Genomic DNA, 17,915 nt, shown 5'->3' with positions numbered 1-17,915 from the left:
GTCTCCGGGATGTTTATCCATCCTAGTGCGGCATGCCCAGGCGCGCCGTCATGCACGCGACTGACGCCGACAATGCGGGCCTGATGACCGCGCACACCCAGCTCCTGACCCCGCGCATGGCGGCGTTGCTCGAACGCATCCGCCGCGCCAACCGCCCGCCCTTTCACTCCCTGACGCCGCGCGAGGCGCGCATCGCGTATCGCATGGGCGCCGAGATCCTGGACCTGCCCCGCGCGCCGCTTGCTCGTGTGCAGGATCTCGAAGCAGCCGGCCGGCCGGCACGGCTGTACGCGCCCAGTGACGCCGTGCTGCCCGCGCTGCTGTACCTGCACGGCGGCGGCTTCACCATCGGCGACCTGGAGACGCACGACAGCCTGTGCCGCCAGCTCAGCGCGCGCAGCGGCTGCGCGGTGCTGGCGCTGGACTACCGGCTCGCGCCCGAGTACCGCTTCCCGGCCGCCGTCGACGACGCCTGGGCTGCGCTGGCCTGGCTGCACGAGCAGGCCGGCCCGCTGGGCCTCGACGGCTCACGCCTGGCGGTGGGCGGCGACAGCGCCGGCGGCACGCTGGCCGCGGGCTGTGCATTCTTCGCCCGGGACCGGGGCCTGCCGCTGGCGCTGCAGCTGCTCATCACGCCGGGCACCGACGCGCATGTCAGCCGCGACTCGCACCGCCGCTTCGCCCAGGGCTTCTTGCTGGACGCGAAAAGCATCGAGTGGTTCTTCGGCCACTACATCGACGCGGCGCAGCGCACCGACTGGCGCTTCGCGCCGCTACTTGCCGACGACCACAACGGCCTGGCGCCTGCGGCCGTGCTGCTGGCGGAGGCCGACCCGCTGGTGGATGAAGGCCTGGCCTATGCCGACGTGCTGCGTGCCGCTGGCGTGCCGGTGCAGCTGGAGCTGACACGCGGCGTCACTCACGACTTCATCAAAATGGGCCGCAGCCTGCCGGAAGCCATCGCCGCGATGGACTTCTGCGCCGCCGCCCTCAGGGAACACCTCGCACCATGAAAAGAGCCGACTTCCGCCACATCGAACCCCTGCGCGTGCGCTGGGCCGAGATCGACGCCCAGGGCATCGTCTTCAACGGCCACTACCTGACCTACCTGGACACCGCGATGAGCGGCTACTGGCGCGCACTGGCGCTGCCGTACGCCGACGCGATGAAGCAGCTGGGCGGCGACCTGTTCGTGCGCCGCGCGGTGCTCGATTACCTGGGCTCGGCCCGCTACGACGACCGGCTGGACATCGGCGTGCGCTGCCGCGAGTTCGGCAACAGCTCGATGAAGGTCGATGCTGCGGTGTTCCGCGGCGACCAGTTGCTGGTGCAGGGCGACATGCTCTACGTGTTCGCCGACCCGGTGGCGCAGACGCCGCTGCGCGTGCCCGATGCGCTGCGCGATGTGGTCCTGGGTTTCGAGACCGGCCAGTCCGTTGTCGACGTGAACGTGGGCGGCTGGCGCGAGCTTGGCGACGCCGCCAGTGCGATCCGCCGCGAGGTGTTCATCGAAGAGCAGCGCATCCCGGCCGAGATGGAGTGGGACGCCGCCGATGCCAGCTGCCTGCACGCGCTGGCGCGCAACCGCTTCGGCATGCCGCTGGCCACCGGCCGCATGTTGGAGCACGTGCCGGGCGTCGCCAAGATCGGCCGCCTGGCGGTGCGCCGCTCCATGCGTGGCACGCAGATTGGCCGCCAGGTGCTGGAGGCGCTGATGGCCAAGGCCAGGCAGCAGGGCGACCGCGAGGTGCTGCTGCATGCGCAGCTGTCGGCGGAAAACTTCTACCTGCGGGCCGGTTTCCAGCGGCGCGGAGAGCCGTTCGAGGAGGCCGGCATCGCGCACGTCGAGATGGTGCGAGAGATTTAACCCAGCATTTCGAAGCGCTCGACTTGGCGCTCGCTCGACAGCCATTGCGCCATCGCTGCCGCCACCTGCGGCTCGCGGTGCGTCCAGCCCTCGGGATAGATCTCCATCCACGTCCAGCGCCCGTCGGCGTCGGGCTCGGGGCGTTGCAGCAACTCGATGGGCGCCTCGACGCGCGCCTTGCGGAAGGCAATCAGCGCTTCATCGACCTGTTTGGTCGCGACCTTGTAGTAGACGTAGAGCTGCACGCTCATTCCTGTGGCGGGATCTCGTAGGGCAGGGCGCGCGGCTGCAGCGTGGCGCCGCTGGGGCTGCCCAGATGCAGGCTGCCGCCCTCCAGTGCCGCGAGCTTGATTTCGGCGGCAATCAGCGTACGGCCGTCGCGCGTGCCGCTGCCGGCCACAACGCCGGCCGGTTGCTCCGGGTCGGCGCTGTTGAAGATTTCCTGGCCCACGGCAGCCGCCGAATCGGTCTCGAACACCTGCAGCCGGCGCTTCAGCGTGCCCCGGTACTGGCTGCGCGCGACGATCTCCTGGCCCGGATAGCAGCCCTTCTTGAAGTTGACGCCGCCCAGCACCTCGAAGTTGATCATCTGCGGCACGAAGGCCTCGACGGTGGCGCCCCGCACCCAGGCAGTGCCGGCTTCGGCCTCGGCCCAGGCCCAATCGTCGGCGGACATCTCGGCGCCTGCCGGTGCTGCAGCGCCGGACGTTTGGATGCGCAGCGTGCGCCCCGCGCCCGGCAGCGCGACCTGCACCGCGTCGCCGTCGCGTGTCAGCGTCCAGGCCTCGGCAGCGGGTGTGCCCAGCAGGCCGTACACGGCGAACTCGCCGCTGGCATCGGTCAGCTTGCATTTGGCTCGCATCACGAACATGGACAGCCGCTTCAGCGTGGCAGCCAGCGTCTCGGCGGGCAGCGCCAGCAGGACTTCGTCATCGGCGTGCTTCCAGCCCACCATGGTCGCCAAGAGCCGGCCCTTGGCTGTGCAGAAGCCGGCCAGCCGCGCATGGTCGCGGTCCAGCACGGCGAAGTCCTGGGTCAGCTGGCCGTGCAGGAAGTTGGCGGCGTCGGCGCCGTGGGCGCGGATGACGCCCCAGTCGCTGAGTCGCAGTTGGGAGCGAAGTGGGGAGGGTTCGGCAGACATGGCGGCAATTATCATCAGCCCCTTTGGGCAGACCCCGGGCAAGGGCATGAAATGGTTGTTGCGGGCGGTGCTCGCGTTGTTGTTGATCGTGGCACTGGCTGCCGGCGCCGCCTGGCAATGGCTGAGCAGCCCGCTGAGCCTGGCCACGCCGTCGGTGGAGCTGTCCGTCGAACCCGGCACGAATCCGGCCGTCGTGGCGCGCGCGTGGGTGGCGGCCGGCGTGCAGACCGATGAGCGTTGGCTGTACCAGTGGTTCAAGTGGTCTGGTCAGGCCAAGCAGATCCGCGCCGGCAGCTACGAGGTGCATGCCGGGGTGACGCCGCGCGAGCTGCTGCACAAGATGGTGCGCGGTGACGAGGTGTTGGAGCAGTTGCGCATTATTGAAGGCTGGAACTGGCGCCAGGTGCGCGCTGCGCTGGCGACCGCGCCCTCGCTGAAGCCGAAGACCGCGGACATGAGCGATGCCGACATCATGGCTGCCCTGGGCGAAAGGGGCGTCGCGCCCGAGGGGCGCTTCTTCCCTGACACCTATGCCTATAGCCGCGGCGTCAGCGACCTGACCGTGCTGAAGCGCGCCCATGCGGCGATGAAGAAACACCTGGCCGCCGCGTGGGCGCAGCGGGCGTCCAACCTGCCGCTGAAGAGCGCCGACGACGCGCTGGTCCTGGCGTCCATCGTCGAGAAGGAGACCGGCACCGCCGGTGATCGCGCCAAGGTATCGGCCGTGTTCATCAACCGGCTGCGCATCGGCATGCCGCTGCAGACCGATCCGACCGTCATCTACGGCATCGGCGAGAGTTTCGACGGGAACCTGCGCAAGCGCGATCTCGTGACCGACACGCCGTTCAACACCTACACGCGCGGCGGCCTGCCGCCCACGCCCATCGCGATGCCGGGCGCGGCGTCGCTTAAGGCGGCGTTGAACCCGGCGGCCACGAAGTCGCTGTATTTCGTCGCCCGCGGCGATGGCAGCAGCGAATTCAGCGACGACCTCGACGCGCACAATCGCGCCGTCAACAAATACCAACGCGGCGGCAAGTGACTGGGCGGTTCATCTCATTCGAAGGCATCGACGGTGCCGGCAAGTCCACGCAGATCGCGGCGATTGCGACGTGGTTCCGCGAGCGGGGCGACGAGGTTGTGCTGACCCGTGAACCTGGCGGCTCTGCGCTGGCCGAGGAGCTGCGCGCACTCGTGTTGAACCGCCCGATGGACTCGCTGACCGAGTTGCTGCTGATGTTCGCGGGTCGCCGTGATCACCTGCAGACACGCATCGTTCCGGCGTTGGCAGGGGGCAAGACGGTGCTGTGCGACCGCTTCACCGACTCCAGCTTTGCCTACCAGGGCGGTGGTCGTGGCCTGCCGCTGGCGATGCTGGACGCCCTGGCGGACTGGGTGCAGGATGGCACCGAGCCCGAGCTGACCTTCTGGTTCGACCTGCCGCCCGACCTGGCCGCCGCGCGCCGCGCGGGTGCTCGCGAGGCGGACCGCATCGAGGCGCAGCAGCTGGACTTTTTCGACCGTGTCCGTGCTGGTTTCGCGGCGCGTGCGGAGCAGGCGCCGCAGCGCGTCGTGCGTATCGATGCCAGCGTGACGCCGGACGACGTCTGGACGCAGATCGAGGCCGTGCTTCAGCGCCGCTATCCCGCATGAACGCCGATCTGCCGTGGTTGCAAGCCCCGCTGGCCGATGCGCTGGCGCGGGCCCGCTCGCACGCGCTGCTCGTGCAGGGGCCGGCGGGCGTGGGTCAGCTGGAACTGGCCGTCAAGCTTGCGCAGAGTTGGCTGTGCGAGTCTGCCGCGCCGTCGCAGCCGGCCTGCAACCAGTGCCCCAGCTGCAAGCTGTTTGCGAGTGGCACGCACCCTGACTTCCAGCTGCTGCTGCCGGAAGCGCTGGACGCACCGGCACGAGAGTCGCTGGGGCTGCCGTTCGAGGAGCCCGACACCAAGGCCGGCAAGGCCAAGCCCAGCCGCGAGATCAAGGTGGAGGCTGTGCGCAACCTGCTGTCTTTTGCGCAGGCGACTTCGGCACGGGGCAAGGCCAAGGTCGTAGTCATCTTCCCGGCGGAGGCGCTGAACGGCGTCGCGGCCAATGCGCTGCTGAAGACGCTGGAGGAGCCGGCCGGCCTGCTGCGCTTCGTGCTCGCCAGCCATGACAGCGCCGGCCTGCTGCCCACCATCCGCAGCCGCTGCCAGCCGCTCCCCCTGTCGCTGCCCGACACCGCAGACGCGCTGGCATGGCTGCAGGCCAAGGGCGTGAAGGAGGCTGCCGGCCTGCTGGCCGCAACCGGCGGCCGGCCGCAGCAGGCGTTGGCGTGGGCAGAGGCCGGCCTGAGCGACGCGGCCTGGCAGGCCCTCCCGAAGCGGGTCGCGCGTGGCGAGGTCGCGGCGCTCAGCGAGCTGGCGCCGCCGCGTGCGATCGACGCGCTGCAACGCCTGTGCCACGACCTCGTCCGCCGCAGCCACGGCCAGCCGGGCCAGTTTTTCGCCACGGCCTCGCTGCCGGTGCCAAAGCGCGCCAGACCGCTGCTGGCCTGGGACGCCGAACTGCGCCGCGCCGCGCGTCATGCCGATCACCCGCTGAACGCCAGCCTGTGGATCGAAGCGCTGGTGGCTCAGGCGCAGGCGGCAGTGGCAGCCTCAATGCGCGGAGCCTAGGAACGGCAGCTGGCGGCCTGAAGCGCCGGACCAGCGGGCGTGCTCAACTGCCGTTTCTGGGCTCTTACACTCGGGCCATGAGCGACGCCAATTCCAAGCAGGGTCCGAACTCTTTGCAATTCCAGCCCAGCCAGCTGGGCGGCTCGCTGCCGCTGCCGACGGTGGGCGGGCAGGGCGCCAGTTCGGGGGCGCGGCCCAGCGTCATCCAGCTGGTGTTCCGCGAGAAGTCGGCGCTGTTCGCCGCCTACATCCCGGCCTTCACCGAGGGGGGGCTGTTCGTGCCGACCCCGCGCGACTACAAGCTCGGCGAGGACATCTACCTGCTGCTAGCGCTGCCCGAGGACAACCAGCGCTACCCCGTCGCCGGCAAAGTGGCCTGGCTGACGCCGGCCAATGCGTCGGGCGGCCGCACCCAGGGCGTGGGCGTGCGCTTCCCCGGCGACGAGAAGACCCGGCTGATCCGCGTGCGCATCGAGGAGATCCTGGGCACGGCCGTGTCGTCGAGCAAGCCGACGCAGACCCTTTGAATTGACCGTCCGGCATGTGCGCCGGGCGCCGCTGACCGATGTTCATCGATTCCCATTGCCACCTCAGCTTTCCTGAGCTGAAAGAGCGGCTCCCCGACATCCTGTCCGACATGCGTGCCGCGCAGGTGCTGCAGGCCATCTGCATCTGCACCCAGATGGAGGATTTCGAGACCGTGCACGGCCTGGCCATGGCGCACGACATGCTGTGGTCCACCGTCGGGGTGCATCCCGACACCGAGGACATGCGCGAGCCGGACGTGGCCGAGCTGGTGCGGCTGGCCGCGCTGCCGCGGGTGGTCGCCATCGGCGAGACCGGGCTGGACTACTACCGGCTGAACGGCCGCAGCATCGACGACATGGAATGGCAGCGAGAGCGTTTTCGCACCCACATCCGTGCGGCGAAGCAGGCGGACAAGCCGCTGGTGGTGCACACCCGCTCTAGCGCCGCCGACACGCTGCGCTTGATGGACGAGGAGGGTGCGGAGCAGGCCGGTGGCGTGTTCCATTGCTTCACCGAGTCGGCCGACGTGGCGTTGGCCGCGGTGGAGCGCGGCTACTACATCTCGTTCTCCGGTATCGTCAGCTTCAAGAACGCGCAGGACTTGCGCGACCTGCTGCCGCTGCTGCCGCTGGACCGCGTGCTGATTGAGACCGACAGTCCCTACCTGGCGCCCATACCCCACCGCGGCAAGACCAACTCGCCGGCCTACGTGCCGCATGTGGCCCAGGCCGTGGCGAGCGCGGTGGGCCTGCCCGTTCCGGAGTTGGCCGCCATCACGACGGCCAACACGCGCCGCCTCTTCAAGCTCCCGGAGTTGTCATGAAGCACTGGTTTGCCGCCGTGGCCCTGGCCGCGGCCAGCGTGGCGCACGGCGCCGCGTCCGTCGAGGATTTTGTCAAGGCCGCCGAGTTCAACGACCCGCGTGGCATCGCGGCGCAGCTGCAGCAGGGCGTGGACCCCAACCTGACCGACTCGCGCGGCCGCACGGCCCTGTTCACGGCCGTGCGCGAGGGCTCAAGCCGTGCGTTGGAGGCGCTGCTGGCATCGCCCCAGGTCGACGTGAATGCCGCCAATGCCAATGGCGAGACGGCGCTGATGCTGGCGGCCATCCGAGGCTCGCTGCCGATGGCGCAGGCGCTGGTGAAGCGCGGCGCCGCGGTCAACCGGGCGGGCTGGACGCCGCTGCACTATGCGTGCAGCGGGCCGGACAACGGCGTCGCGGCCTTCCTGATCGCGCAGGGGGCCGAATTGAACGCGCGCTCCGACAACGGCACCACACCGCTGATGATGGCGGCGCGCTACGGCGGCGGCGATCTCGTGCCGCTGCTGATCAAGGCCGGCGCCGAGCCGCGTGCCGCCAACGAGCAGGAGCTGACGGCGGCGGACTTCGCCGTGCGCGGCGGGCGCGATGCGATGGCCAAAGACCTGCGTCGGCTGATGCAGGAACGGCAGGAGCGCGGGCGCGCGGCCGGTGCTGCCAAATAGTTCTCGGCCAGATGGGCGTGTAGGGGAAAGTCTTACAGCGCCTCGCGTCAGATGCCGACTGGTTGGACTGGGACGGCCTGCCTACAGTGCAGTCATCGATTCCAAGCGAGGCCCACCATGCTGACCACCACCTCTCACCTTGCCGATCCGTTCGCCATGCTGATCGCCCCCGAGCAGGTCATGCGCGCGGTCGAGACGTCCGACCGCCTGGCCCGCCTGCAGCGCCGCGTCTACCGCCCGCTGGACCGCCCCTGGATCCCGATGAAGGGCTCCGCGTCAGCCGCGTTCGACAGCGAGATCGACGCTGAAATCGAAGTCCCCGACCTGTCCGACGACACGCTGTAAAGCAAAACGCCCGCTGAAGCGGGCGTTGTTGCTGGCGCGAGCGGCAACGTCAGACGCGCTTGCGGTACTCGTGCGTGCGGGTGTCGATTTCGATCTTGTCGCCGTTCTCGACGAACAGCGGCACGTTGATCTCGAAGCCGGTGCCCTTCAGGCGGGCGGGCTTCATGACCTTGCCCGACGTGTCGCCCTTGACAGCGGGTTCCGTTTCGATCTCGCGAACCACGCTGGTGGGCAGCTCGATGGAGATGGCCTTGCCGTCGTAGAAGGTCACTTCTGCGGCCATACCGTCTTCCAGGTAGGAGATGCCGTCGCCCATGTTCTCGGACTCGACCTCGTACTGGTTGTACTCGGTGTCCATGAAGACATACATCGGGTCGGCGAAATAGGAGTAGGTGCACTCCTTCTTGTCGAGGATGATCTGCTCCATCTTGTCGTCAGCCTTGAAGACCAGCTCGGCGCCAGAGCCGTTCAGCAGGTTCTTCATCTTGATGCGCACGGTCGCGGCACCGCGGCCACCACGGCTGTATTCGGTCTTCAGGACGACCATCGGGTCCTTGCCCTGCATGATCACGTTGCCGGCGCGGATTTCTTGTGCGAGTTTCATGGTGGTATCTCGAGGTGAGGCCGGCAGCGAAAAGCCGGCTGGGGTGCGCACCAGACTCCGAAAACATCCCGGCGTGGCGCGGCAAAGCCCGTTATTCTAGCTGTAAACCCTTGATGAACTGCATCAGCTGGACCAGTAGATCGGGCTGCGCCGCCAACTGCGCACGCCAGCGCAGGAACGGCGTCGCGTCGAGCGCCGGCAGCGGCGCTTCGTCGCCCAGGCCGTTCCAGCCGCGCCAGAACCGCGACCATGTCGACGGCAGGCCGGACTGGTCCAAAAAGGCAGTCAGCTTCGGGCCATGCGCGCCGTCGTGCTGCGGGTAGATGTGCCAGACGAAAGGCTTGCCGGCCCATTGCGCGCGCACGAACGAGTCCTCGCCGCGCACCAGGTTCAGGTTGCTGGCCCATAGCAGCCGGTCGTAGTCGTCCTGGGCCAGGTAGGGGAGGGCGATCGTTCGCAGCCTCCCGCGCGGCCCGATGCGCGACTGGGCCCAGCCCGGGCAGGCCAGCAGCACGGTCGGCTCCTCAGCCAGTGCGTCCAGCAGCTGCGGCAGCCGAGGGTTCTCGTAGCAGAACAGGCTGATGACGCGCTCCCCCGGCCGCGGCGCCCAGCCATGTGCGGCCAGCCAGGCGTGGCCGTCGAAGCGGTCGATTTGCTGCAGCAGCCCGGGCTCACGCAGCAGGCCGCCCGTGCGCGGCGTGAAGCCGGGGTAAAAGAAGCGCTTCTTCAGCCCGGCGCCAGGGCCGTGGAACTGCGGCGAGGACAGGCCGTGACTGCGCTCCACGTAGCTCTCGGCGCTGAGGTATTCCAGGTTGATCCAGGCCGGCCGGCGCTGCGACATCCGCTCGACGAAGGCGGGCGGCAGCTCGCAGCCGAAGGCTTCGATGACCACGTCGCCGCTGTCGACATCGATCGGACCGGCCGGCCAATCGCGCACCTCGATGGCGGCGGGGCGCTCGGGCGCCATCCAGGCCAGGGCCGACGCATCGTCCACCCACAGCCGCACGTGGGCGCCGCGTGCGGCGACATCGCGGGCCAGCCGCCAGCACACGCCCAGGTCGCCGTGGTTGTCGATGACACGGCAGAAGATGTCCCAGAGAGGCACTGTCATGGGGCGGCATTGTCCCAGGCCAAAATCCGGTCCCATGTCGAACCCGACCCCTTTGCTCCCCGAAGAATCCGAGAAACCCGACGAGCGCGCCGCCATCGCGGCGGCCGAGAAGGCCCAGGCCGCCGAGGCCGAAGCTGCCGCTCTTGCGATGCGCGACAAACTGCTGGTCGAGGTCGCGGGGCTGCCGGCGCTGCCCGGGGTCTACCGATACTTCGACGCCAAGGACGAGGTGCTGTACGTAGGCAAAGCCAGGGAGCTGAAGAAGCGCGTCTCCAGCTACTTCCAGAAGAACCATGGCGGCTCGCGCATCGGCATGATGGTGTCGCGCATCGCGCGCATGGAAACCACGGTGGTGCGCACCGAGGCCGAGGCGCTGCTGCTGGAGAACAACCTCATCAAGACGTTGAACCCCCGGTTCAACATCCTGTTCCGCGACGACAAGAGCTACCCCTACCTGAAGCTTAGCCGCCACGACTGGCCGCGCATGAGCTACTACCGCGGCGCGGTGGACCGGCGTCATCAGTACTTCGGCCCGTTCCCCAGCGCGTGGGCGGTGAAGGAGTCCATCCAGCTGATGCAGAAGGTTTTCAAGCTGCGCACCTGCGAGGACAGCGTCTTCAACAACCGCAGCCGGCCCTGTCTGCTGCACCAGATCAAGCGCTGTTCCGGCCCTTGCGTGCCGGCGGGCCAGACCGCCGAGTACGCGCGCAACGTCGAAAGCGCGGTGCGCTTCCTGCGCGGTGAGACCGACGCGGTGATGGACGCGCTGCAGGCGCAGATGATGGCGTTCGCCGAGGGCATGCAGTACGAGCTGGCGGCCGAGGTGCGCAACCAGATCCAGGCGCTGTCCAAGGTGTTGCAGCAACAGGTGGTGGAGGAGAGCAGCGCCACCGGCCGCGACCGCGATGTGGACATCCTGGCCGTCAAGGTGCAGGGCGGCCGTGCCTGCGTGAACCTGGCGATGGTGCGCGGCGGCCGCCACCTGGGCGACCGCGCGTTCTTCCCGAAGCATGTCGACGACGCGACCGCGCTGCAGCTGGAAGGCGACGAGCTGCTGTCGCCCGAGCGGCAGGTGCTGGAGGCCTTCATCGCGCAGCACTACCTGGCGGTGCCGCCGCCGGGCCTCGTCATCGTCAGCGAGCCCGTGGATGCCGGGCTGGCCGAGGCGCTGGGCACGCAGGCCGGCAGTCGCGTCACCGTGCAGGCGCAGCCGCGTGGCCAGCGCCGCATCTGGCTGGAGATGTGCATCAACGGCGTGGAGCTGGCGCTGGCCCGGCTGCTGGCCGAGGAGGGCTCGCAGCAGGCGCGCACGCGCGCGTTGGTGGAGGCGCTGGACCTGTCCGTCGCGGAGATCGACAAATTCCGGGTCGAATGCTTCGACATCAGCCACACCGCCGGCGAGGCGACGATGGCGAGCTGCGTGGTGTTCGAGGGCCACCAGATGCAGGGCAGCCAGTACCGGCGCTACACCATCGAGGGCATCACCGGCGGCGATGACTACGCCGCCATGCGCCAGGTGCTGACGCGCCGTTACAGCAAGATGGCGGAGTCGGCGCAGCTGGGTACGGGCAGGCTGCCCGACCTGGTCCTGGTGGACGGCGGTCGTGGCCAGGTCAGCATGGCGCGCGAAGTGTTCGAGGAACTGGGGCTGGATCTCAGCCTGATCGCCGGTGTCGAGAAAGGCGAGGGCCGCAAGGTCGGGCTGGAGGAGCTGGTGTTTGCCGATGGGCGCGAGAAGGTCTACCTCGGCCGCGATTCTGCTGCGCTGATGCTGGTCGCGCAGATCCGTGACGAGGCGCACCGCTTCGCCATCACCGGCATGCGCGCCAAGCGCGCGGCGGCTCGCACCGGCGGCTCGCGGCTGGAAGACGTGCCCGGCGTCGGGCCCAAGAAGCGCTCGCAGCTGCTGCAGCGCTTTGGTGGCGTGCGCGGCGTGGCGGGCGCCAGCATCGAGGAACTGGCCAGCGTGAAGGGAATTTCGCGCGAGCTGGCCGAGGAGATCTACCGCGCGCTGCACTGACGGGGCCGCGGCAAGCCGCGACAATTCTTGCCGTGTCCAGAGGAAAACCATGTCCATCACCCATCGCCTGAAGCGCACCACCCACTGGCTGGCCGCGCCGCTGCTTGCGGCCTGCGGTGCCGCACCGAAGGCGCCAGCCCCCGCGCCTGCGCCGCGGCTCGCGCCGGTGGTCTCGTCCTCACCCACGGCACCGGGTGCAACCACGTCGTCGCCGTCCGCCGACCTGGCTCAGCCCAAGGGCATGCCCGCGCCCCAGCCGGTGCGAACGCATGAGGCGCTGCGTCGCCAGGCGGCTGAACGGTTGGTCATGGCCAACCCCGAGCGCAGCTACATGACGCCGGCGCCTTCCCATCTGCTGACCGTCATCGTGCTGGACGTGGAGGTCAAGGCCGACGGCAGCGTGCGCAAGATCCATGTGGTGCGGCCGCCGAAGTTCGGCCCCGAGACGCTGCAGATGGCCATCGATGCCGTGCACCGTGCTGCGCCGTTCGGCGACGTGCGCCGCATGCCCGAGCCCTGGCGCTTCACCGAGACCTTTCTTTTCGACGAGCACCGCCGTTTCAAGCCGCGTTCGCTGGACTGAGGGCCGCCCGCCACAACCTCGTGGGTCCGGGTCCATCCCTTGGGCACAATCGCGTGGATGTCCAAGCCCCCACGCTCACTCCGCTCGCTGCCCCCCGTGGGGGCCCCAGTGCACTCCGGACGGCCGAGCGCGCACTGATATGTTCCTGACACTGCCGACACTGCTGACCTGGGCCCGCATCGTGGCAATCCCGCTGATCGTCGGGGTGTTCCACATCGAGCTGACTCCCGCCCACCAGAACCTGTTCGCGACGGTGCTGTTCATCGTCGTCGCGCTGACCGACTGGCTGGACGGCTACCTGGCGCGCAAGCTCAACCAGACCTCGTCCTTCGGCGCCTTCCTGGACCCGGTGGCCGACAAGTTCCTCGTCTGTTCCGCCTTGCTGGTGCTGCTGGAACTGGGCCGCGTCAACGCGTTCGTCGCTCTGGTCATCGTGGGGCGTGAGATCGCGATCTCCGCGCTGCGCGAGTGGATGGCCCAGATCGGCGCGTCGCGCAGCGTGGCCGTGCACATGGTCGGCAAGCTGAAGACGACGGTGCAGATGGTGGCCATCCCCTTCCTGCTGTACGACAGTACGCTGTTCGGCTTCGTCGACACGCGTCTGTGGGGCACCTGGCTGATCTACGCCGCGGTGGTGCTGACCATCTGGTCGATGGTCTATTACCTGCAGAAGGCCATCCCCGAGATTCGCGCAAAGGCGCGCTAATAACGCGCTGAACGGCGCGGGGGCGCGCGTACCGGACATGCAGTTGTATCGGGACTTTTCCCGGCCCGCGGGCAGCGGGTGGCGCGTCTAGAATCCGCTTCCCCGCGCGAGCCGCGGCCGCGCTTGCAGCGGCCATCCAGCAGTTCTCGCAGTGCGCGGGCAAGACTTCGCAACGCAGCCCTGCCGGCACGACAGGGCGCACAGTCCGCTGAACCGTCTATCTGGGGGCACGAGTGAACAAGTCAGAATTGATCGAGCACATCGCCAAGCAGGCCGACATTTCCAAGGCTGCCGCGGGCCGCGCGCTCGAAGCCGTCATCGGTGGCGTGAAGACCACGCTGAAGAAGAACGGCACCGTCTCTCTGGTAGGCTTCGGCACGTTCAGCGTTACCAAGCGCGCCGCGCGCACCGGCCGCAACCCGCGCACCAACGAGGCGATCAAGATCAAGTCGGCCAAGGTGCCCAAGTTCAAGCCAGGCAAGGCCCTCAAGGACGCCGTGAACTGAATTCAATTCGACCGGTTTTCACCGGGTGCTTAGCTCAGCGGTAGAGCAGCGCCTTTACACGGCGTCGGTCGGCGGTTCGATCCCGTCAGCACCCACCAAGAACACCTGCAGTTCCGCCACCTGGCTTGAAAGACAGGTGGTTTTTTTGTCCCTGCCATGGGGGTGCCGCGCGGGTATCAACCCATGCGCAGCAGCCGCGCTGACTCTTCCAGCCGGGCATCTTCGATCTCTCGCAGCACGGCCGACAAGTCCACATCGCCAGCCTTGTGTTCGTAGTGCCCTGTCAGCGGCATACCGGGCACCAGCAGGCCGGCCGCGTAGAGCGACCAGATCTCGGGGCCGTACTGCGTGGCCAGCAGTGCCGGTGCATGTTGGCCGAAGAAGTTGCGCAGGTTGTCGACATCGCGCATCAGCATGCGGGGTGCATGGTTGTTGCCCGCCGCGTCAACAGCCTGCGGCAGATCGATGATGACGGGGCCATCGGCCGCCAGCAGCACATTGAACTCCGACAGGTCGCCGTGGATGACGCCGGCGCACAGCATGCGCACCACCTCGTCGATCAGCGTCGCATGGTGTTGCTGCGCCTCGGCGGCGGTGAAAGTCAGGTCGTTCAGGCGCGGTGCTGCGTCGCCGTATGCGTCGGCCACCAGTTCCATCAGCAGCACGCCGTCGTGGAAGTTGCCCGGGCGCGGCACGCGCACGCCGGCTGCGGCCAGCCGGTACAGCGCGTCCACTTCGGCGCTCTGCCAAGCCGCTTCCTGCTGCTGCCGGCCATAGGCGGTGCGCTTGCTCATCGCGCGCGCCTGCCGGCTGTTGCGGACCTTGCGGTTCTCGGTGTAGTCGACGGCCTGGCGGAAACCGCGCTTGTTGGCCTCCTTGTAGACCTTGGCGGCGCAAGTCTCCTCGCCGCAGCGCACGACGTAGACATCGGCTTCCTTGCCGCTTTTGAGCTGCCGCACGACGCTGTCGATCAGGCCTTCATCCATCAGTGCCTGCAGGCGGGCGGGTGCTTTCATGGCGCGATTGTCACGCCCAGCGTGGCGTCAAAGGTGTCGCCTCGACCGCGGCAACCTGGCACAGGACGCTACTTGCGCCGCAGCCACCACAGACACAGGCCCGTCACGCCGAGCGAGACGAGGGCCAGGCCCAGCAGCGCATTGAGCGTTTCCATGACGAGGCCGCCGAGCTCGCCGGTGTGCAGCGGGTAGATGACGCTGTTGGCCCGGGAGCCGGGGTCCAGCTCGTTCCAGCGGTCGGCGCGCAGCACGGTGCCGGTTTGCGGGTGCAGCCAGACCGACGTCAGGCCGTTGGGGTGAGGGTCATCGGGAAGCACCAGCCGCACGCGGACCGGCTTGGCGGAGCCGGCGGGCAGCGCCACGAAGCCCACCGGCGCGCCGCCGAAGAGGGCGGACGCGGTCTCGACCAACGTGTCCAGCGTTGCCGGTGGGGCAGCAGGGTCCACCGCTGTGACCTTGGGCGGCGACAGCGGAGCCCGGCCCGAGAGCGACGTCACCGCCTGCGGCAGCGGCTTCCAGGCCATGTAGGCGCCGGTGGCCACGGGCACGGCGATCAGCAGGCCCAGCATTGCGCCGAAGCTGCGGTGCAGGTCGAACAGCCCGCGCAGCAGGCCGCGGTCCAACGCCAGGGCGAAGGCCTTCTTCCACCGCTTGGGCCACCACAGCACGAGGCCACCGACCAGCAGCACCACATAGCTCAACGCCAGCACCGCGAGCAGCGGCTTACCGGCGTCGTTCATCAGCAGCGTGCTGTGCAGCTCGAAGACGAAGTTGAACAACCCCTCGCGCTCGCCACGGCGGCCGAGTTCGCGGGCGTCTCGTGGGTCGAAGTACACGAAGCCTTCCCACGGCCCGCGGACCGTCGCACGCAGGCTCTCGCCCGCCTCGCGCGGCGGGCGCAGCACGAAGGACGCGCCGGCACCGAACTCGCCCTGCAATTGCCCGCGGGTGCGCTCCAACAGGTCAGGCGCGGTGGGGGCGGGCGGCACGCCGAACAACTCGGCGTTGAGCCAGCGGTCCAGCGGCTTCAGCACCACGAGGCTGCTGCCCAGCAGTGCGACGACGATCAGCGGCAAGCCCAGAGCCAGCGCGAGCCAGCGATGCAGCTTCAGCCAGAAGCGGCGCATCAGAAGCTGCGGCGCCAGCTGACCGTCAGCGTGCGGCCGCGGCCAGCGAAGTAGTCGTCGTTGGTGCCGGCGGGGTTGGACTGCGCGTAGTAGCCAACGTACTGGCGGTCGAACAGGTTCTCGATGCCGACACCGAAATCACCGAAGGCCGTGCGGTAGGTGACGGCCAGATCGGCCAGCGTGTAGCCGTCGAAGTTCTCCTCCAGCTTCGACGTGCCCACGACGCGCCCGGTGTTGATGTGGCGCGAGGCCAGGCGCGTGGCCTGCACCCGCACGTTGACCTTGTGCGCGAACTGCCAGGCGGCGGCCAGCACGAGCTTGTCCGGCCCCTGCGAGCGCGCGCCCAGTGTCACGTCCAGCGGCGTGTCGGGCTGGGCGGCGGTCGTGCCGCGGGTGCGCGCGTAGCTGGCGCTGAGCGTCCAGTCCTGCAGCGGCCTGAGCTCGCCGCTGAACTCCACGCCCTTCACGCGCACCGGCACGCGTAGCACGCTGCCGACGCCGGTGGCGGCGTCGACGCGGATCTGCGAGCCGAGGTTGGAGCGCGAGTCGTAGGCCGACGCGGAGAAGCTGCCCAGCCGGCCGCGCCAGGCCAGGCCCACTTCGCGGTTGTCGGTGACGACGGGCTCCAGCGAGATCAGCCTGTCCACGGACTGGTTGGCCGTGTTGACCGCGCGCAGCACCAGGCCCACGTCGGGCACGCCGAAGCCTTCGTTGTACGACACGAAGGTGGACCAGCCACCGCCGAGACGCCAGACCGCGCCCAGGCTCTTGACCCATTGACTGAAGCTGCGCTCGCCGCCCTGCACCGCCGTGTTCTTGTAGAAGGCCAGTGTGCGGTAACTGTCGACCTTCAGGTTCGCGCTTTCGCGGCGCGCGCCGCCACGCACGGTGACGGGACCGAATTCGTACTCCAGCTGCGCGAACGGTGCGATGCTGGTGAACTTCAGCGGCGGTACCCAGCTGCGGCCGGTCAGCGCGAGGCGTTGCTGCGACGTGTCCTTCAGCCAGTCCAGGCCGGTGGTCAGTTCCAGCCCGTCGACGACAAGGTCGGGCCGCACCCAGCTCAGCTTGACGCCGGCCTTGTCGGCGACGACTTCGGACTGGTCCATCAGCTGGCCCTGGGGCGCGATGGTGGTGTCCTGGAATGTCGTCGCGGCCGTGGCACCGTAGAGCGCGGCGAAGTCCTGCTTGTAGACCTGCGCGCGCGCATGGCCACCGGCGAGGTTGGCATGGCTCCAGTCCAGCGATACGGTCCGCACGTCGTTGCGCGGCGGGATGCCTGGCGGCGTACCGGGCGTGGCGCCGGTGAGTTGGCCGGTCGCGCGGTTGCCGGGCACCGGCTTCCAGTCGCCGTCGCCTTCGAGGCGGAACTTGTTGAACGAGAACTGCAGTCGCTGGGCGCCGAAGTCGTGGCCCAGCTTCAGGAACACGTCGCCGGCGCGCGAGTCCTGCGTGTCGCCCTGCACGGCTTCCAGGCCGAGGCGGCGGCCGTCGCCGTCCACCCCCAGGCCACGCAGCGTGGCGCCGACGTGCAGCAACGCGTCGAAGCCGCCCTTGTGTTCCAGCGTGTAGCCGGCCTTCCACAGCGCGTCGTCGCTGTGGCCCTGCGTGCCGTACTTCAGCTCGACGCGCTGGCGCGTGCCGGGCTCGCGCGGGGTCTTGGAGATGAAGTTGATGATGCCGCCCGTCGCACCCAGGCCCTGGGCGGCGGAGGCGCCGGAGATGATCTCGATGCGCTCGATCAGCGACGGGTCGGCGAAGTACCCCTCGCGGGCGCCGTTGCGCAATGGGTTGCTTTGCGGCACGCCGTCGAACAGCAGCAGCGCCGTCCGCCCGCGCATCGATTCGCCGAAGCTGGTCAGCTTCTGGCGCGACGGGGCATAGGAAGGTGCCAGCACCGACAGCACCGCGCTCAGGTCCTCGGCCACCAGCGTCTGAGTCTCGATCTCCTGCGCCGTGATGACTGAGACGGCCCCCGGAATCTTGTCGATGGCCTTGGTGCCGCGCGTCGCGGTCACCACCACGCGCTCCAATTGGGGATCGACGGACTGTTGGGCGATCGCGGCGGCGGTCGGTACCAGGGCAAGAGCGAGCGGGCAGAGGCGCAAGAAGGTCACGGGAATTGCCAGAGGTCGGTGTGAGGGCGCTTGACGGGGGAAATGTGTGTTTGCAATGCAATGTTAATCGATAATGGGAATCGATATCATTTGCGATGCGGT

Annotated in this window: 20 protein-coding genes and 1 tRNA gene; 14 read left to right on the top strand and 7 right to left on the bottom strand. The window is 68.7% G+C overall.

The features are described from left to right. The first annotated feature begins 116 nt into the window (after positions 1–116). Both ACG02S_RS06330 and ACG02S_RS06325 read left to right on the top strand, forming a co-directional pair. Entirely contained in the window at positions 117–1,013 is an 897-nt protein-coding gene (locus ACG02S_RS06330; protein WP_394470148.1) for an alpha/beta hydrolase, read from the top strand. Next, positions 1,010–1,867, top strand: a complete 858-nt coding sequence (locus tag ACG02S_RS06325) for a YbgC/FadM family acyl-CoA thioesterase (protein ID WP_394469592.1) — start codon at positions 1,010–1,012, stop codon at positions 1,865–1,867. Before ACG02S_RS06330 ends, ACG02S_RS06325 begins: the two co-directional genes overlap by 4 nt. On the opposite strand, the gene ACG02S_RS06320 is transcribed toward ACG02S_RS06325, so the two are convergent. Both ACG02S_RS06320 and ygfZ read right to left on the bottom strand, forming a co-directional pair. After that, positions 1,864–2,112 carry a DUF4936 family protein gene (locus tag ACG02S_RS06320; RefSeq protein ID WP_394469591.1) on the bottom strand — a complete coding sequence of 83 codons (249 nt, stop codon included), beginning with the start codon at positions 2,110–2,112 and terminating at the stop codon, positions 1,864–1,866. The genes ACG02S_RS06325 and ACG02S_RS06320 overlap by 4 nt on opposite strands. Positions 2,113–2,114: 2 nt before the next feature. Continuing rightward, a complete protein-coding gene (ygfZ, locus tag ACG02S_RS06315) occupies positions 2,115–3,008 on the bottom strand; it encodes a CAF17-like 4Fe-4S cluster assembly/insertion protein YgfZ (protein ID WP_394469590.1) in 894 nt (297 codons plus the stop codon). Between the two features lie 46 nt (positions 3,009–3,054). Here ygfZ and mltG point away from each other — a divergent pair, with 46 nt between their 5' ends. The 7 genes from mltG to ACG02S_RS06280 all read left to right on the top strand — a co-directional run bounded on the left by mltG (position 3,055) and on the right by ACG02S_RS06280 (position 8,023). Next, on the top strand, positions 3,055–4,050 hold the full coding sequence (gene mltG / locus ACG02S_RS06310) for an endolytic transglycosylase MltG (protein ID WP_394469589.1): 996 nt from the start codon (positions 3,055–3,057) through the stop codon (positions 4,048–4,050). Continuing rightward, the gene (gene tmk, locus ACG02S_RS06305) at positions 4,047–4,661 is read left to right on the top strand and encodes a dTMP kinase (RefSeq protein ID WP_394469588.1); all 615 of its coding nucleotides are present in this window, start codon (positions 4,047–4,049) and stop codon (positions 4,659–4,661) included. The genes mltG and tmk overlap by 4 nt, the downstream gene beginning before the upstream one ends. Continuing rightward, a complete protein-coding gene (holB, locus tag ACG02S_RS06300; RefSeq protein WP_394469587.1) occupies positions 4,658–5,665 on the top strand; it encodes a DNA polymerase III subunit delta' in 1,008 nt (335 codons plus the stop codon). Before tmk ends, holB begins: the two co-directional genes overlap by 4 nt. A 77-nt stretch (positions 5,666–5,742) precedes the next feature. Beyond that, positions 5,743–6,192 carry a PilZ domain-containing protein gene (locus ACG02S_RS06295; RefSeq protein WP_394469586.1) on the top strand — a complete coding sequence of 150 codons (450 nt, stop codon included), beginning with the start codon at positions 5,743–5,745 and terminating at the stop codon, positions 6,190–6,192. 38 nt (positions 6,193–6,230) lie between these two features. Further along, complete coding sequence (locus tag ACG02S_RS06290; RefSeq protein WP_394469585.1) at positions 6,231–7,016, top strand: TatD family hydrolase; 786 nt, start codon at positions 6,231–6,233, stop codon at positions 7,014–7,016. Next, the gene (locus ACG02S_RS06285) at positions 7,013–7,678 is read left to right on the top strand and encodes an ankyrin repeat domain-containing protein (protein ID WP_394469584.1); all 666 of its coding nucleotides are present in this window, start codon (positions 7,013–7,015) and stop codon (positions 7,676–7,678) included. The genes ACG02S_RS06290 and ACG02S_RS06285 overlap by 4 nt, the downstream gene beginning before the upstream one ends. Before the next feature lie 117 nt (positions 7,679–7,795). After that, on the top strand, positions 7,796–8,023 hold the full coding sequence (locus ACG02S_RS06280; RefSeq protein ID WP_394469583.1) for a hypothetical protein: 228 nt from the start codon (positions 7,796–7,798) through the stop codon (positions 8,021–8,023). A 49-nt stretch (positions 8,024–8,072) separates the two neighbouring features. Here the strand turns inward: ACG02S_RS06280 and efp are convergent, their stop codons facing one another. Both efp and earP read right to left on the bottom strand, forming a co-directional pair. Next, positions 8,073–8,627, bottom strand: a complete 555-nt coding sequence (gene efp, locus ACG02S_RS06275; protein WP_394469582.1) for an elongation factor P — start codon at positions 8,625–8,627, stop codon at positions 8,073–8,075. A gap of 91 nt (positions 8,628–8,718) precedes the next feature. Then, positions 8,719–9,738: an elongation factor P maturation arginine rhamnosyltransferase EarP gene (gene earP / locus ACG02S_RS06270; protein WP_394469581.1), complete on the bottom strand. Its 1,020-nt coding sequence runs from the start codon at positions 9,736–9,738 to the stop codon at positions 8,719–8,721. Between the two features lie 34 nt (positions 9,739–9,772). Here earP and uvrC point away from each other — a divergent pair, with 34 nt between their 5' ends. The 5 genes from uvrC (at position 9,773) to ACG02S_RS06245 (ending at position 13,651) form a co-directional block, all read left to right on the top strand. Beyond that, the gene (gene uvrC, locus ACG02S_RS06265; protein WP_394469580.1) at positions 9,773–11,758 is read left to right on the top strand and encodes an excinuclease ABC subunit UvrC; all 1,986 of its coding nucleotides are present in this window, start codon (positions 9,773–9,775) and stop codon (positions 11,756–11,758) included. 49 nt (positions 11,759–11,807) lie between these two features. Beyond that, the gene (locus ACG02S_RS06260; RefSeq protein WP_394469579.1) at positions 11,808–12,341 is read left to right on the top strand and encodes a hypothetical protein; all 534 of its coding nucleotides are present in this window, start codon (positions 11,808–11,810) and stop codon (positions 12,339–12,341) included. A gap of 139 nt (positions 12,342–12,480) precedes the next feature. Beyond that, positions 12,481–13,047 (top strand): CDP-diacylglycerol--glycerol-3-phosphate 3-phosphatidyltransferase, encoded by a 567-nt coding sequence (gene pgsA, locus ACG02S_RS06255; protein WP_394469578.1) that lies wholly within the window; start codon positions 12,481–12,483, stop codon positions 13,045–13,047. Positions 13,048–13,280: 233 nt separating this feature from the next. Next, positions 13,281–13,553, top strand: a complete 273-nt coding sequence (locus ACG02S_RS06250; protein WP_233372245.1) for an HU family DNA-binding protein — start codon at positions 13,281–13,283, stop codon at positions 13,551–13,553. 23 nt (positions 13,554–13,576) lie between these two features. Further along, positions 13,577–13,651: transfer RNA gene (locus ACG02S_RS06245), tRNA-Val, on the top strand. Between the two features lie 78 nt (positions 13,652–13,729). Here ACG02S_RS06245 and ACG02S_RS06240 read toward each other — a convergent pair. The 3 genes from ACG02S_RS06240 to ACG02S_RS06230 form a co-directional block, all read right to left on the bottom strand. Then, positions 13,730–14,569: a PA4780 family RIO1-like protein kinase gene (locus tag ACG02S_RS06240; protein ID WP_394469577.1), complete on the bottom strand. Its 840-nt coding sequence runs from the start codon at positions 14,567–14,569 to the stop codon at positions 13,730–13,732. 68 nt (positions 14,570–14,637) lie between these two features. Next, the gene (locus ACG02S_RS06235) at positions 14,638–15,696 is read right to left on the bottom strand and encodes a PepSY-associated TM helix domain-containing protein (RefSeq protein WP_394469576.1); all 1,059 of its coding nucleotides are present in this window, start codon (positions 15,694–15,696) and stop codon (positions 14,638–14,640) included. Further along, a complete protein-coding gene (locus ACG02S_RS06230; RefSeq protein WP_394469575.1) occupies positions 15,696–17,813 on the bottom strand; it encodes a TonB-dependent receptor in 2,118 nt (705 codons plus the stop codon). The genes ACG02S_RS06235 and ACG02S_RS06230 overlap by 1 nt, the downstream gene beginning before the upstream one ends. Positions 17,814–17,915: the final 102 nt, after the last annotated feature.

Origin of the sequence: Pelomonas dachongensis (assembly GCF_043555865.1) — a bacterium.
Classification (GTDB): domain Bacteria; phylum Pseudomonadota; class Gammaproteobacteria; order Burkholderiales; family Burkholderiaceae_C; genus Pelomonas; species Pelomonas dachongensis.
This window is presented reverse-complemented; position numbering and strand designations above follow the sequence as displayed.